Source organism: Kitasatospora sp. NPDC048286 (assembly GCF_043201735.1).
Lineage (GTDB): Bacteria > Actinomycetota > Actinomycetes > Streptomycetales > Streptomycetaceae > Kitasatospora.
Map to the genome: position 1 here is coordinate 72,261 of NZ_JBICZE010000022.1, position 13,668 is coordinate 85,928.

A 13,668-nucleotide genomic window follows, 5' to 3' on the forward strand; every position below is an offset into this window, starting at 1 on the left:
TTGACCCTCAACCCGACCGCACCGCACGTGAGTTACCGCCGTCGCCTGGCCGCCGTACCAGCTCTGGTGGCGGTGCTGGCGCTGACCGCGGCCTGCTCCAACAGCTCCGGCGGCTCGGGTGGTGGCGGAGGCGGGTCGGCCGCGTCGCTGTCCGGTGACTGCGCCAGGTACCAGCCGTACGCCGGGCACTCGGGCACCACCGTGACCGTGTTCGCCTCGATCCTGAGCCCGGAGTCGGACAACCTGGAGAAGTCCTGGGCCGAGTTCGGCAAGTGCACCGGGATCAAGATCAGCTACGAGGGCTCGAACGACTTCGAGTCCCAGCTGCCGGTCCGGGTCTCCGGCGGCAACGCCCCGGACTTCGCGATCATCCCGCAGCCGGGCCTGCTGGCGCAGATGGTGAAGAGCGGCAAGGTGGTGAAGCCGCCCGCCCAGACCGTCGCCAACCAGGACAAGTGGAGCCCGATCTGGAAGACCTACGGCTCGGTCAACGGCACCTTCTACGCGGCCCCGATGAGCGCCAACATGAAGTCCCTGGTCTGGTACTCGCCGAAGGCCTTCAAGACGGCCGGCTACGAGGTGCCCAAGACCTGGGCCGACCTGATGGCGCTCGGCGACCGGATCGCCAAGGCGGGTGGCGCCAGGCCGTGGTGCGGCGGCATCGCCTCCGGGACGGCCACCGGCTGGCCGGCCACCGACTGGTTGGAGGAGGTGGTGCTCGGCTCGTACGGCGGTGAGGTGTACGACCAGTGGGTCGGCCACCAGGTGAAGTTCTCCGACCAGAAGATCACCACCGCGATGAAGACCGTCGCCGACTGGATGCAGAACCCGGCCTGGGTCAACGCGGGCTTCGGCGACGTGAAGTCGATCGCCACCACCACCTTTCAGGACGCGGGCACGCCGATCCTGAGCGGCAAGTGCCTGATGCTCCAGCAGGCCTCGTTCTACGAGGCGCAGTGGCCCAAGGGCACCAAGGTCGGGCCGGACGGGGACGTCTTCGCCTTCCACCTGCCCGCGGTGAACCCGTCGGTCGCCAACCCGGTCGAGGGCGGCGGAGAGTTCCTGGCGGCCTTCTCCGGCCGGCCCGAGGTGCAGGCGGTGCAGAACTACCTGTCCAGCTCGGACTGGGCGAGCAGCCGGGTGAAGACCGCGAGCGGCTGGGTCTCGGCCAACCAGGGCGTGGACAAGAGCCTCTACACCGACCCGATCGACAAGCTGTCGGCCGAGGCGCTGACCGACCCGTCGGCGACCTTCCGCTTCGACGGCTCCGACCTGATGCCGGCCGCCGTGGGCGCCGGGCAGGAGTGGAAGTCGCTCACCGCCTGGTTCGCGGAGGGGCAGTCGATCCAGAAGACCGCCGCCGACATCGACGCCGCCTGGCCGCAGTAGCCGACGCGCCGGGGCCGCCCCCGGCGCACCCGGGACCACCTGTCGAGGGCGGTGCGGGACCACCCACCCCCACCGCCCGCCCCCTTCCCACCACGCCCGAAGGGACGCGCAGCCATGTCCGTACCCGGATTCCCTTCGCCCGGGTTCCATTCGCCCGGGTTCCATTCGCTCGGATTTCCCTCGCCCGGGTTCCCCTCGCCCGTCGGCGGGTCGGCCGCCGAGGGGCTGGTCGTCGACAGGCTGGCGGCCGGCTCCTGGAACGACGCGGCGATCAAGTTCGGCAACACCTTCGGCGCCGTCGCGGGCTTCCTCGGCATCCTGCTGGTGGTCTTCCTGGTCGCCGGACGGGCCCGGGGCCGGCTGGCCCGTCCGCTGGCGGTCGCGGTGTTCCTCGGTCCGGCGGTGCTGCTGCTGGCCGTCGGCCTGGTGGTGCCGCTGGTCCGCACGGTCTACCTCAGCCTCCAGAACGACGACGGCACCCGGTTCGTCGGCGGTGAGAACTTCGGCTGGGCCTTCACCTCCGACTCGGTGCAGAAGGTGCTGGTCAACACGCTGCTCTGGCTGGTGGCCGTACCGCTGGTGGCGACCGGGCTGGGACTGGTGCTGGCGCTGCTGGTGGACCGGATGCGCGGTCAGTCGGTCTACAAGTCGCTGATCTTCATGCCGATGGCGATCTCGCTGGTCGGCGCGTCGATCATCTTCAAGTTCGTCTACGAGTCGCGCGGGCCGGGCCAGCCGCAGATCGGCCTGCTCAGCCGGCTCGCCGTCGCGGTGGGCTGGGACGATCCGCCGAACTGGCTGCTCTCGCAGCCGCTGAACACCTTCCTGCTGATGGCGGTGATGGTCTGGGTGCAGACCGGCTTCGCGATGGTGGTGCTGTCGGCGGCGATCAAGGCGATCCCGGCGGAGGTGGTGGAGGCGGCCCGGCTGGACGGTGCGAGCGGGGCGCGGCTGTTCTGGTACGTCACCGTGCCGATGATCCGCAGCACGGTGCTGGTCGTGCTGACCACCGTCCTGCTCATCACCCTGAAGGCCTTCGACATCGTCCGCACCATGACCGGCGGCAACTTCGGCACCCAGGTGCTGGCGAACGAGATGTACTCGCAGTCCTTCGTGCAGTTCAACTCCGGTCGCGGCAGTGCCCTCGCGGTGCTGCTCTTCGTCGCGGTGCTGCCGCTGGTGGCCTACAACATCGTGCAGCTGCGGAAGGAGCGTGAGGTCCGGTGACCGGGACGGACGGCCGGGAGGGGGCGGCGAATCCGGCGCGGCCGGCGGAGCCGTTGCGGGAGGTGGAGCCGCCGCGCGAGGTGAGGCCGGTGCAGCCGATGCGGAAGGCCTTCAGCAGTCCGCTGGCCTCGGTGTTCGTGATCGCGATGACGGTGCTCTGGACGATCCCGACGCTGGGCCTGCTGGTGACCTCGCTGCGACCCAAGCAGGACGTGACCGACAGCGGCTGGTGGACCGCCCTCGTCCACCCGGACCTCGGCCTCGACAACTACCACTCGGTGCTGTTCGAGGGCGGGCCCGGCGTCTCCACCGGCCTGATGCCCTTCCTGGTCAACTCGCTGGCGATCGCCGTCCCGGCGACGGTCTTCCCGCTGATGCTGGCGGCGATGGCGGCGTACGCGCTGGCCTGGGTGCGGTTCCGGGGGAGCGACGTGGTCTTCTTCACGGTGTTCGCGCTCCAGGTGGTGCCGCTCCAGATGGCGCTGATCCCGCTGCTGCGGCTGTTCTCCGGCGGCGCGCACCTGGGGCCGCTGACGCTGATCCCGGCGGTGGACCTGAAGGGCAGCTACGCGCCGGTCTGGCTGGCGCACACCATGTTCGCGCTGCCGCTGGCGGTGTTCCTGCTGCACAACTTCATCGCCCAGCTGCCGCGCGACCTGATGGAGGCCGCGGTGGTGGACGGCGCCTCGCACTTCAGGATCTTCCGTTCGATCGTGCTGCCGCTGTGCACCCCGGCGCTGGCCTCGTTTGCGATCTTCCAGTTCCTGTGGGTCTGGAACGACCTGCTGGTGGCGCTGACCTTCGCGGGCGGCACTCCGGAGGTGGCACCGATGACGGTGCGGCTGGCGCAGCTGTCCGGTTCGCTCGGCGGGCGCTGGGAGCTGCTCACGGCCGGGGCGTTCCTGTCGATCATCGTGCCGCTGATCGTCTTCTTCAGCCTCCAGCGGTACTTCGTCCGGGGGCTGCTGGCCGGGTCGGTGAAGGGGTAGCCGGGGAGTCCATGCTCGCGAGGCAGTTCTGAACGCGTTCAGACTCAACTTTTGAACTTGTTCAGAATGGTCTACAGTCGGCAGCGGCCGGGGCGCCGAACGCGCCCGCCGGCGGACCGCCCGTGGGGTGGCCTCCGCATGCCCGCCGATCACTGAGGGGGACTCATGTCCGGCCCTTCCGCGCCTGTGCCATCCGATTCGTCCGGCCCTTCCGGCGTTCCCGACTCCTCCGGGCCGCTCGGTTCGGCCGGGTCGCCCGACTCTCCTGGCCCCTCCGGGGCACAGGGTGCGAGCGAGGCGCCGGGTGCGTCCGGGGCGCCGGGTGCGTCCGGGGCGCCGGGGTCGATCGCGTCGCCGGGTGCGGCCGAGGCGCCTGGGTCGAACGAGACGCACAACCCGTACGGTGCGTACGACCCGTATGACCCGTACGGCCCGTACGACCTGCACGGTCCCTACCGCGCGGCGGGCCCTGGCCCGCAGGGCAGGCCGGGCCGGGGCCCGGTGCCCGGAACGCCGGTGCCCGGAACGCCGGCGCCCTCGGTCGGCACGTGGCTGCGCGTCAGCGACCCCGAGCGTCGGGCGGGAGCCACGCCCCGGGTCGCCCTGGCCGCCCTGTTCACCGGTCTGCTGACGGCCTGGCTGCTGTTCGACGGCCTGGGCGTCAACCTGCTGGTCTGCGGCGCCGCCACCGCCGTCGGGGCCGGGTTCGCCGCCCGGGTGGCGGGCCGTCGGATCCGGCCCTGGACGGCCGTCTGGAGCCTGCTCGCCCTCGCCCTGCTCGTTGTCCCCGCGTGGTGGGACGCCGGCTGGCCCGCGCTGCTGGCCGCCGGGGGCGCGCTCGCGCTGGCCTCGCTGGCCCTGCACGGCGGCCGTCGCTGGGCCGGCGTCCTGTTCGCCCTGCCCGGTCTGCTCTGGCAGCCGGTGCCCGCCGTGAGGTGGGCCTGGACCAGCGTGCAGGGGCGCCGGCTGCCCGGCCGGGGCCGGATCGTCCCGGTGCTCAAGGCGCTCGCGGTCGCCGCCGTCCTGCTGACCGTCTTCGGCCTGCTGTTCGCCAGCGCCGACGCCGCCATGGCGGACCTGCTGGGCAACCTCAGCCCGGACCTCGACCTCGGCCGGCTCCCGGGGCGCGCCGTGCTGTTCGTGCTCGGGACGGCGACCGCGCTGGGCTTCGCGCACATGGCCGCCGGCCCGCGCCGCTGGGACCGCACGGTGATCCGGCCGGGCCGCGAGCGGCGCCGACTGGAGTGGGCGCTGCCGCTGGTCGCGCTCAACCTGATGTTCGGCGTCTTCGCGGTGATCCAGGCTGTGGTGGTGCTCGGCGGCGCGGACGCCGTGCTGAGTAATACCGGCATGAGCCGCTCCGAGTACGCCCGGCAGGGGTTCTGGCAGCTGAGCGTGATCACCGTGCTGACGCTGGTCGTGGTGGCGGTCGCCAAGCGCTGGGCGCCGCGCACCACCGACGTCGACCACCGGCTGGCGCGGATCCTGCTCGGGCTGCTCTGCCTGCTGGCACTGGCCGTGGTCGCCTCGGCGCTCGGCCGGATGTGGTTCTACGTGGACGCCTCCGGGCTCACCCGGCTGCGGCTCTGGGTGCTGGTGGTCGAGGTCTGGCTGGGCGTGGTCTTCCTGCTGCTGATCGCCGCCGGGCTGACCCGCCGCGCTGGCTGGCTGCCGCGCGTCGTCGTCCTCAGCGGGATGCTCACCGTCGCGGTCTACGGCCTGATGGGCCCGGACGCGATCGTCGCCGAGCAGAACGTCACCCGGTACGAGCAGGCCCTGAAGACCGACCCGCACGGCGCGGCCATCGACCTGCGCAACGTCCGCCGGCTCTCGGCGGACGCGGTGTCCGCCCTGGAGCGCCTCCCCGAGCCGCAGCGGAGCTGTGCGCTGCAGCTGATCGGACAGGAGCTGGAAGGGGAGTCGCGGCCCTGGTACGCGACCAACCTCGCCGCCGCCCGGGCCCGGGGGATCCTGGCGCAGCGGCCGCCGGTGGACTCCAGGGCGGTCGGCCGCACGGCCTGCGACCGGGCGGGGCTGGCGTACGAGGACCTGTAGGCCGACCCGGGGGCGGGGCCCGCGGACAGCGGCAGGGCCGGCCGGGAGCGTGCTGCTCCCGGCCGGCCCTGGGCGTGGTGGTTTGTGGCGGTGTCGCCACGTCGCGACGGTGCCAGTGCGGCGCGACGGCGCGAGTGCGGTGCGAGTGCGGTGTGACGGTGTCAGTGCATGTGACGGTGTCAGTGCATCGCGACGGCGGAGGAGTCGCTCGGCAGGTCGCCGGCCTTGGCCTTGATCGCGAACACCGCGACCAGCAGGGCGACGGCGGCGAGCGCGGCACCCACGATGAAGCCGTGCGAGATGCCCTCGGTGAGCACGGTGTTCGCGGCATCGGTGCCCTGCGGGAACTCGTGGTGCTGCTGGAGGTAGGCAAGCTGCTCCGGCTTGGCGCTCTCCATGAACTTCGGCAGCTGTACGGCGGCCTCGGCCGTGGCGTAGTGCGCGAAGACCGTGGTCAGGATCGACAGGCCGAGCGAACCGCCGATCTGCTGCATCGAGTTGAGCAGGCCGGAGGCGGCGCCGGTCTCCTCGCCCGGGACGCCCGCGACGGAGATCAGCATCACCGGGACGAAGATCAGGCCCATGCCGAAGCCGAACACCACCGTGGGGCCGAGCACCCCGTCCAGGTAGCCGCTGTCCTTGCTCATCTGGGTCAGCCAGGTGAGGCCGACGGTGACCAGCAGCGCGCCGCCGGCCATGAAGGGCTTCGGGCCGTACTTGGCCTGGAGGTTGGAGGCGATCTGCGCGGCGATGATGATCGCGACGCTGATCGGGAGGAAGGAGACACCGGCCTTCAGCGGGCTGTAGCCGAGCGGACCCTGCACGAACAGCACGACGTAGAAGAAGATGCCGAACATGGCCGCGGCCAGGCAGAGCATCATCACCAGGCTGCCGGTGCGGTTGCGGTCGGCGAACAGGTGCATCGGGGTGATCGGCTGGTCGGTGCGGCTCTCGACCACGAGGAAGGCGGCGACCAGGACCGCGCCGGCCGCGAAGGAGCCGAGCGTGATGCCGTCCGACCAGCCGTCGGAGGCGGCCCGGATGAACCCGTAGACCAGGCCGACCAGGCCGAGCGTCGAGGTGAGTGCGCCGGGCAGGTCGAAGCGGCCCGGGTGGCGCTCGGACTCCGCGATGTAGCGCGGCGCGGCGATCGCGATCAGGATCGCGATCGGCACGTTGACGAAGAACACCCAGCGCCAGTTCAGGTACTCGGTGAGCAGGCCGCCGGCCAGCAGGCCGATCGCGGCGCCCGAACCGGCCACCGCCGAGAACACACCGAACGCCTTGTTGCGTTCCGGCCCCTCGTCGAAGTTGGTGGCGATCAGGGCGAAGGCGGTCGGGGAGCATATCGCGCCACCGATGCCCTGGAGCGCGCGGGCGGCCAGCAGCAGGCTGCTGTCCTGGGCGAAGCCACCGAGCAGCGAGGCCAGGCCGAACAGCAGGGTGCCGAAGATGAACACCCGGCGGCGGCCGAGGATGTCACCCGCGCGACCGCCGAGCAGCAGCAGCCCGCCGAAGGTCAGGGTGTAGGCGTTGATGACCCACGACAGGTCGGTGGTCGAGAAACCCAAGGCGTCCCTGATGTGCGGCAGTGCGATGTTCACGATGGTCGCGTCGAGGACCACCATGAGCTGGGTGGCCGCGATGACGGTCAGGGTGATGCCCTTGCCCCGCCCCTGGGTCGTCCGCGGTGGTGCGTTCTTGCTGAGCGTGTCGGAGATAGCCACGAATGTGCCCCCTGCTGGCTACGTGCTCGGTGGTGCGGGTTCGGCGGAGTCGCCGGTCCGGGTGTGGCGCTGCGCCCTTGCGCAGGCCGGGAAGGAACGGGATCGTTCACTAGTCGGGGACGATATCCCGGTCGTGATTGTGAACGCAAGCGTTCCTTAAGGATGGTGGCGGTGGCGATGGAGCGGTTGGTGCGGCGCCTGGTGGCGGACCGGTCCGGTCGGCCGCTTGGTGGGCTGCTCGACGGGGCGCAGGGCGGCGCGGTGGTTGGTGCGGCGGGCGCTGCGGCGGGTGGCGTGGCGGGTGCTGCGGTGGGTGTCGCGGCGGGGCGGGCGTCGTCCGGGGAGGCGGCGGCCGGTGCGGGCGCCGGATCCGATGCCGGGACGGGCTCGGGGTCGGGTGCCGCGCCGGCCTTCTGTCCGGTGCGGGTCGCCCACCAGGCACTGACGCGACCGGCCCGGCGCCGGGGGAAGGAGTTGGAGAACGCGATCTTCGAGGCCGCGCTCGACCAGCTCACCTCCGGCGGATACGCGCGGCTGACCATGGAAGGCGTCGCCGGCGCGGCGCGGACCGGGAAGGCCGCGCTCTACCGACGCTGGGCGTCCAAGGACGAACTCGTCATCGACGCCCTGGACGCCACTCTCCCACGGCCCTACGACACCCCCGACCTCGGGTCCGCCCGTGACGAACTCCGCGAGCTCGTCGCGGGGTTCACGCAGGCGATGACCTCCCGGGTGGGCGCCGCGCTCAACGCGCTGATGGGCGAGATCGACCACGAGCGGGCCGAGGTCTTCAAGGCCTTCGTCAACGACCGGGTCATCGAGCCGACAGCGCGGACCATCCTGGAGATCCTGCGCCGCGGGGCCGAGCGCGGCGACGTCCGGCCCGGCGCGGCCACCCCGCTGGTGGCGGACGTCATCCCGGCGATGCTGCTCTACCAGGTCAAGATCCGTGGGCTGGAGGGCATGGGGCCGGGATTCGCCGACCGGTTGGTGGACGAGGTGCTGGAGCCGATGATCCGGGTCTGAGTCGGCCGCGGGGTCCGAGTCGGCCACGGTTGGGCTCGGGGAGGCGGATTCGGCGGTCGCGGGCCGGGCTTAGGCTGGAGGCTGCCCCCGCTGAACGGATTACGCCATGCCCATCGTCCCCCCGACGCACTCCGTCGAACGCTCGCTGCGCCGGGCCGGCGCCAAGATCGTCGTCGGTCTCGACGAAGTCGGGCGCGGGGCCTGGGCCGGGCCGGTCACGGTGGGCGCGGCCGTCACCGGCCTGCGCAAGGCGCCGGAGGGGCTGACCGACTCCAAGTTGCTCACCGAACTGCGCCGGCGCGCCCTCGCCCCCGTCCTCGCCGACTGGGTCACCGCGTACGCGCTCGGGCAGGCCTCCCCGCAGGAGTGCGACGAACTCGGGATGACGGCGGCGCTGCGGCTGGCCGCCGTCCGCGCGCTGGAGGCGCTGCCGGTCGAACCCGACGCGGTGATCCTGGACGGCAAGCACGACTACCTCGGCGGCCCCTGGCGGGTGCGCACGGTGATCAAGGGCGACCAGTCCTGCATCTGCGTCTCCGCGGCCTCGGTGCTCGCCAAGGTCCACCGCGACGGCCTGATGGCCGAACTGGGCGAGGGGTGCCCGGAGTACGGCTTCGCGGACAACGCCGGCTACCCGTCCCCGGTGCACCGCGCCGCACTGGAGGAGTTCGGCCCCACCGAGCACCACCGACTCTCCTGGGCCTACTTGGACGCACTGCCGAAGTGGCGTCACCTCAAGCGCGTTCGGGAAGCTGCGGGCGACGCTCAGGGGTCCGCCGACGAACAGTTGACGCTCGGTTTCTGACGTTCCGTCTGGAATTGCCTGGGAGAGGGCGGCGGGAGAGCGGTGCCCAATGGGTGGGGCGCCCGTGCGCGTCCGACCGGCATTTGATAGATATCCGGGTATGCCTGTCTTCCCCGAGGAGTCGGAGATTCACGAGAGCCTCCCGGGCCCCGGCGTTCCCTTCCCACGCGAGTCGGACGCACAAGCCCCCGCCACCGCACCCACCACCGTCGCCGCCCCGGCTCCGGTGCCCGGCCCCCGTTCGGCGCCCCCGCGCCCGGTCCCGCCGCGTGCCGCCCGTCCGGGGCCGCCGCAACTGATCCCCAAGCCCGGGCCGGCACCGCGCCGCCCGGCCCCCGCCGCCGCACCGCAGGTGGAGGTCCAGCGGATCGCCGCCACCCCGGCGCAGGCGGTGGAGCGCGCCGATGACGCGGTCGACCTGCTGCTGGAGTCCGGGCGCAACCCGGGCGACATCCTGGTGCTGACGGTCGGCGAGGCACACCCCTGGCAGCGGCACGAACTCTCCTTCGGCGAGGAGCGCTACTGGGCGCAGCTCGCGGAGGGCGGGGACGTGTTCTACGCGGATGCCGCGCTGACCCGCCCGGTCCGCCGCGAGGTGGTCGTCCTGGTGGCCAACGGCGGACAGTCCGCCCGTGCCGCCGAGGCGTACACCAAGGCGCTCGGCCACGCGGCCGCGCTGCTGGTGGTCTGCGGCGACGCCGGCCCGGCAGCCGTGGATACGGCCGGAGTCGCGCCCGGCCGCCCGGTCAAGGCCTGACCCCAGTCGCCCACTTCGGGCCCGGTGCCGCCGTACGGTGCCGGGCCCGAAGTCCGTCCCACGGCGCTCGGTGGTCGGTTGCCGGCGGTCGGCAGCCGGCGGGTGGCCCGGTAGTCGGCAGCTGGTGCTCCATGGCCGACGGTTGGAGGCTCGGCGAGTTCGGCAGCCCTGCGGAGTCAGCGCGTACCGGTGCGACGGGTCGGTTCGGCCGCCGCGACCCGCCCCGTGGCCCACGGGGGCTCGGACTGCGGGGAGCGTGCCGCGTCCTCGCCGAGCTTGGCCTGGTCGGCCGCCGACTGGAGGGTGCGCTGGCCGCGTGGGGTGTCCAGCACCGAGCGCGGTGGCAGCTCCGTCACGGTGTGCACCGGTCCGTCGGCCCACGAGCCCGCGTGTGGCCTGCGTCCGCCCCGCCCGTCCCCGAGGACCTGCCAGCCCGCCGGGGTGAGGCCGATGTACGCGCCGCAGCGCAGTCCGTGGAGCACGGACGAGTCCCGCAGCGCCCACATCCAGGCGCCGTCCTGTTCCGTCCAGCCGGGCGCGCCGTCGTGGCAGCGCAGCAGCACGGCCGTCCGGGTCGGCTCGGGCAGCCGCAGGTCGTGCGGGATGATCCGGCGCAGGTGCGTCAGCAGCGCGTTCCGGTGCTGCCAGCCGTCGGTGTCGTGCGGCCAGGGGGTGAACGAGGCCGAGGCGACGAGGCGGTGGAGCGCGTCCAGGACGGCGATCACGACGGTGCAGGGCTGCGGCAGGTGGCGCTGGTGCAGTTCCAGGACGAACTCGCGGGGGTCGCGCAGCAACGGGATCCCCGAGGCGGTCCACACCTCCAGGTCCAGTACCCGTCTGGGTGCCGGGCTCCCGGAGAAGGGATGCTGACCTCGGTCGATACCGTTGATCACGATCCTCCTTCCTGGCCCGGGGGCAGGCGGGTGCCTGGGTACGCCGAACGGCGGGTCCAGCGGACCGGATTTCGGGTACCTCCCAATTCTCGGGGCATCGGGGGCAGAGCGGCAACGATGAAATGATGAACGCCACCCGATAGCCCATGGTCTGTCGGATATGTTCCCCGGCCGACCGAACGCTCCGGAGCTGCCGCCAGGCCTTGATCCACAACGCCCGGAGGGCAGGGTGAACCGTCATGGGCATGCGATCGCTCCTTTCTCGGGCCGTTCGACCGGTGTGATCGAAATCGCTTCGCCTGATCCTTTCTGTTAGGCCATTCGGGTGAGGGAGGGTTCCCGGGCCGGAGGGTTCCCGCGGCGGCTTTCCGCCGCCCTGTCACCCCTGCACGGCCAGCACCAGCGGCAGCACCGCGCTCGCCCCCGCTCGGCGCAGCAGCCGGGCGGCCACGGTCACCGTCCAGCCCGAGTCGACGAGGTCGTCCACCAGCAGCACCGGCCCGCCGGCGGCCGCCACCGCCTGCTCCACCTCCGGCGGCAGGACCAGTGCGCAGGCCAGCGAGTGCAGCCGCTGGGCGCTGTTGCTGCGGGCGCCGTGCGGGGGCAGCCCGCCGGCGTACTCGATCCGGCCGAGCAGCGGGAGCCGCCCGATCTCGGCGATCCGCGTACCCAGGCTGCCGACCAGTCGGGGCCTGGCCGAGGAGGCCATCGTCACCACGCCGACCGGCCGCTCCAACCGGGCGCCCTCCGTCGTCGCGGGCCCGGCCCAGCCGCCCGGACCGCGGGCCCAGTCGGTGAGCACCGCCACCAGGGCGTCCACCGCCTCGCCGGGCACCGGCACGTCCGGCGCCTGGTCGGCGAGCAGGGTGCGCAGCCGGTTGCCCCAGCCGATGTCGGACAGCCGGCCGAGCGCCCGGCCCGTCTCCGCCTGCTCGCCCACCGGGATCCGGCCCTTGAGCGGCACCCCGAGCGCGTCCATCCCGGTGGGCCAGAGCCGGCGCGGCTCGAAGCTCACGCCCGGCCGGCCGAGCGCGGCCCGGGCGGCCGCCAGCGTCTCGGCGGAGACGTCCGGGGTGTGCAGCGGCCCCGCGCAGTTGTCGCACCGGCCGCAGGGCGCGGCCTGCTCGTCGTCCAGCTGGCGGCGCAGGAACTCCATCCGGCAGTCGGTGCCGGCCGCATAGTCGCGCATCGCCCGCTGTTCCGCCTCCCGGGAGGCGGCGACCTTGGCGTAACGGGCGGTGTCGTACTCCCAGCTCTGGCCGGTGGCCGTCCAGCCGCCCTTGACCCGGCGGACGGCGCCGTCCACGTCGAGCACCTTGAGCATGGTCTCCAGCCGGGCCCGGCGCAGGTCCACCCGGGGCTCCAGGGCGGCGGTGGAGAGCGGCCGGCCGGCCTCGGCGAGCGCGTCGATGGTGCGGCGCACCTGCTCCTCGGGCGGGAAGGCCAGCGAGGCGAAGTAGCGCCAGATCGCCTCGTCCTCGCGCCCGGGCAGCAGCAGCACCTCGGCCCGGTCCACCCCGCGCCCGGCTCGGCCGACCTGCTGGTAGTAGGCGATCGGTGAGCTGGGCGAGCCGAGGTGCACCACGAAGCCGAGGTCGGGCTTGTCGAAGCCCATGCCGAGCGCGGAGGTGGCGACCAGCGCCTTGACCCGGTTGGCCAGCAGGTCGGCCTCGGCGGTGCGGCGCTCGGCGTCCTCGGTGCGGCCGGAGTAGGAGGCCACCGGGAAGCCGCGCTCGCGCAGGAAGGCCGCCACCTCCTCGGCGGCGGCCACCGTCAGGGTGTAGACGATGCCCGAGCCGGGGAGCCGGTCGAGGTGGTCGGCCAGCCAGGCGAGGCGGTGCGCCGGGTCGGTCAGGGAGAGCACGCCGAGGGTGAGGCTCTCCCGGTCGAGCGGCCCGCGGAGCACCAGGGCGTGCTCGTCGGTGGCGCCGGTGCCGAGCTGCTCGGCGACGTCGGCGGTGACCCGGGCGTTGGCGGTGGCGGTGGTGGCCAGCACCGGGACGCCGGGTGGCAGGTCCGCGAGCATGGTGCGCAGCCGGCGGTAGTCGGGGCGGAAGTCGTGCCCCCAGTCCGAGATGCAGTGGGCCTCGTCGACCACCAGCAGGCCGGTGGAGGCGGCGAGCTCGGGCAGCACCTGGTCGCGGAAGTCCGGGTTGTTCAGCCGTTCGGGGCTGACCAGCAGGATGTCGACCTTCCCGGTGGCGACCTCGTCCTGGATCGCGGCCCACTCGTCGGTGTTGGCCGAGTTGATGGTGCGGGCGTGGATGCCGGCCCGGCCGGCGGACTCGACCTGGTTGCGCATCAGGGCGAGCAGCGGCGAGACGATCACCGTCGGCCCGGCGCCGCGGGCCCGGAGCAGGGCGGTGGCGATGAAGTAGACCGCGGACTTCCCCCAACCGGTGCGCTGGACGACCAGGGCACGGCGGCGGTCGACCACGAGGGCCTCGATGGCCGTCCACTGGTCCTCGCGCAGGGTGGCTCCGGGGCCGGCGAGCTCGCGCAGGACGGCCTCGGCCCGCGCCCGGACCTCGGCGCGGTCGGCGGTGGCGGTGGTGTGGATGTCGGGCTGCTGCATGGCGTCCATGTAACCCCGTACCGCCGACAAGCGACGAATGCGGGGGAGGAGAGGACGGGGAAGGCGGGGTGTATTTCATCCGTTGGTCGGCTGAACGGAAGTCAAAAATCACTCTCGGGAGGGCGTGTCGCCTGCTCCGAATGAGTGAAGGGAAATTCGGGGGCGGGGTTATCCACAGAAAAAAGTCGGGTCCGGCATCTTTCGCGCATTGCGTCCACTCTTGCG

General features: G+C 72.7%; 10 protein-coding genes. 7 read left to right on the forward strand and 3 right to left on the reverse strand.

Annotated elements, in window-relative coordinates:
- The 4 genes from ACGF13_RS36750 to ACGF13_RS36765 all read left to right on the forward strand — a co-directional run bounded on the left by ACGF13_RS36750 (position 1) and on the right by ACGF13_RS36765 (position 5,660).
- A complete protein-coding gene (locus ACGF13_RS36750; RefSeq protein WP_392883672.1) occupies positions 1-1,389 on the forward strand; it encodes an ABC transporter substrate-binding protein in 1,389 nt (462 codons plus the stop codon).
- A gap of 114 nt (positions 1,390-1,503) precedes the next feature.
- Complete coding sequence (locus ACGF13_RS36755) at positions 1,504-2,616, forward strand: carbohydrate ABC transporter permease (RefSeq protein WP_392883674.1); 1,113 nt, start codon at positions 1,504-1,506, stop codon at positions 2,614-2,616.
- Between the two features lie 98 nt (positions 2,617-2,714).
- Entirely contained in the window at positions 2,715-3,605 is an 891-nt protein-coding gene (locus ACGF13_RS36760) for a carbohydrate ABC transporter permease (protein WP_392883749.1), read from the forward strand.
- 516 nt (positions 3,606-4,121) lie between these two features.
- Complete coding sequence (locus ACGF13_RS36765) at positions 4,122-5,660, forward strand: DUF4153 domain-containing protein (RefSeq protein ID WP_392883676.1); 1,539 nt, start codon at positions 4,122-4,124, stop codon at positions 5,658-5,660.
- Positions 5,661-5,839: 179 nt separating this feature from the next.
- Here the strand turns inward: ACGF13_RS36765 and ACGF13_RS36770 are convergent, their stop codons facing one another.
- Entirely contained in the window at positions 5,840-7,387 is a 1,548-nt protein-coding gene (locus tag ACGF13_RS36770) for an MFS transporter (protein ID WP_392883678.1), read from the reverse strand.
- Positions 7,388-7,861: 474 nt separating this feature from the next.
- Here ACGF13_RS36770 and ACGF13_RS36775 point away from each other — a divergent pair, with 474 nt between their 5' ends.
- The 3 genes from ACGF13_RS36775 to ACGF13_RS36785 all read left to right on the forward strand — a co-directional run bounded on the left by ACGF13_RS36775 (position 7,862) and on the right by ACGF13_RS36785 (position 9,975).
- The gene (locus tag ACGF13_RS36775) at positions 7,862-8,413 is read left to right on the forward strand and encodes a TetR/AcrR family transcriptional regulator (RefSeq protein WP_392883679.1); all 552 of its coding nucleotides are present in this window, start codon (positions 7,862-7,864) and stop codon (positions 8,411-8,413) included.
- A 106-nt stretch (positions 8,414-8,519) separates the two neighbouring features.
- Positions 8,520-9,218 carry a ribonuclease HII gene (locus ACGF13_RS36780; RefSeq protein WP_392883680.1) on the forward strand — a complete coding sequence of 233 codons (699 nt, stop codon included), beginning with the start codon at positions 8,520-8,522 and terminating at the stop codon, positions 9,216-9,218.
- Between the two features lie 100 nt (positions 9,219-9,318).
- The gene (locus ACGF13_RS36785) at positions 9,319-9,975 is read left to right on the forward strand and encodes a hypothetical protein (RefSeq protein ID WP_392883682.1); all 657 of its coding nucleotides are present in this window, start codon (positions 9,319-9,321) and stop codon (positions 9,973-9,975) included.
- Between the two features lie 176 nt (positions 9,976-10,151).
- Here the strand turns inward: ACGF13_RS36785 and ACGF13_RS36790 are convergent, their stop codons facing one another.
- Both ACGF13_RS36790 and ACGF13_RS36795 read right to left on the reverse strand, forming a co-directional pair.
- Positions 10,152-10,805 (reverse strand): hypothetical protein, encoded by a 654-nt coding sequence (locus ACGF13_RS36790; RefSeq protein ID WP_392883750.1) that lies wholly within the window; start codon positions 10,803-10,805, stop codon positions 10,152-10,154.
- A gap of 442 nt (positions 10,806-11,247) precedes the next feature.
- Positions 11,248-13,443, reverse strand: coding sequence for a RecQ family ATP-dependent DNA helicase (locus ACGF13_RS36795; protein WP_392883683.1), 2,196 nt, complete (start codon positions 13,441-13,443; stop codon positions 11,248-11,250).
- Positions 13,444-13,668: the final 225 nt, after the last annotated feature.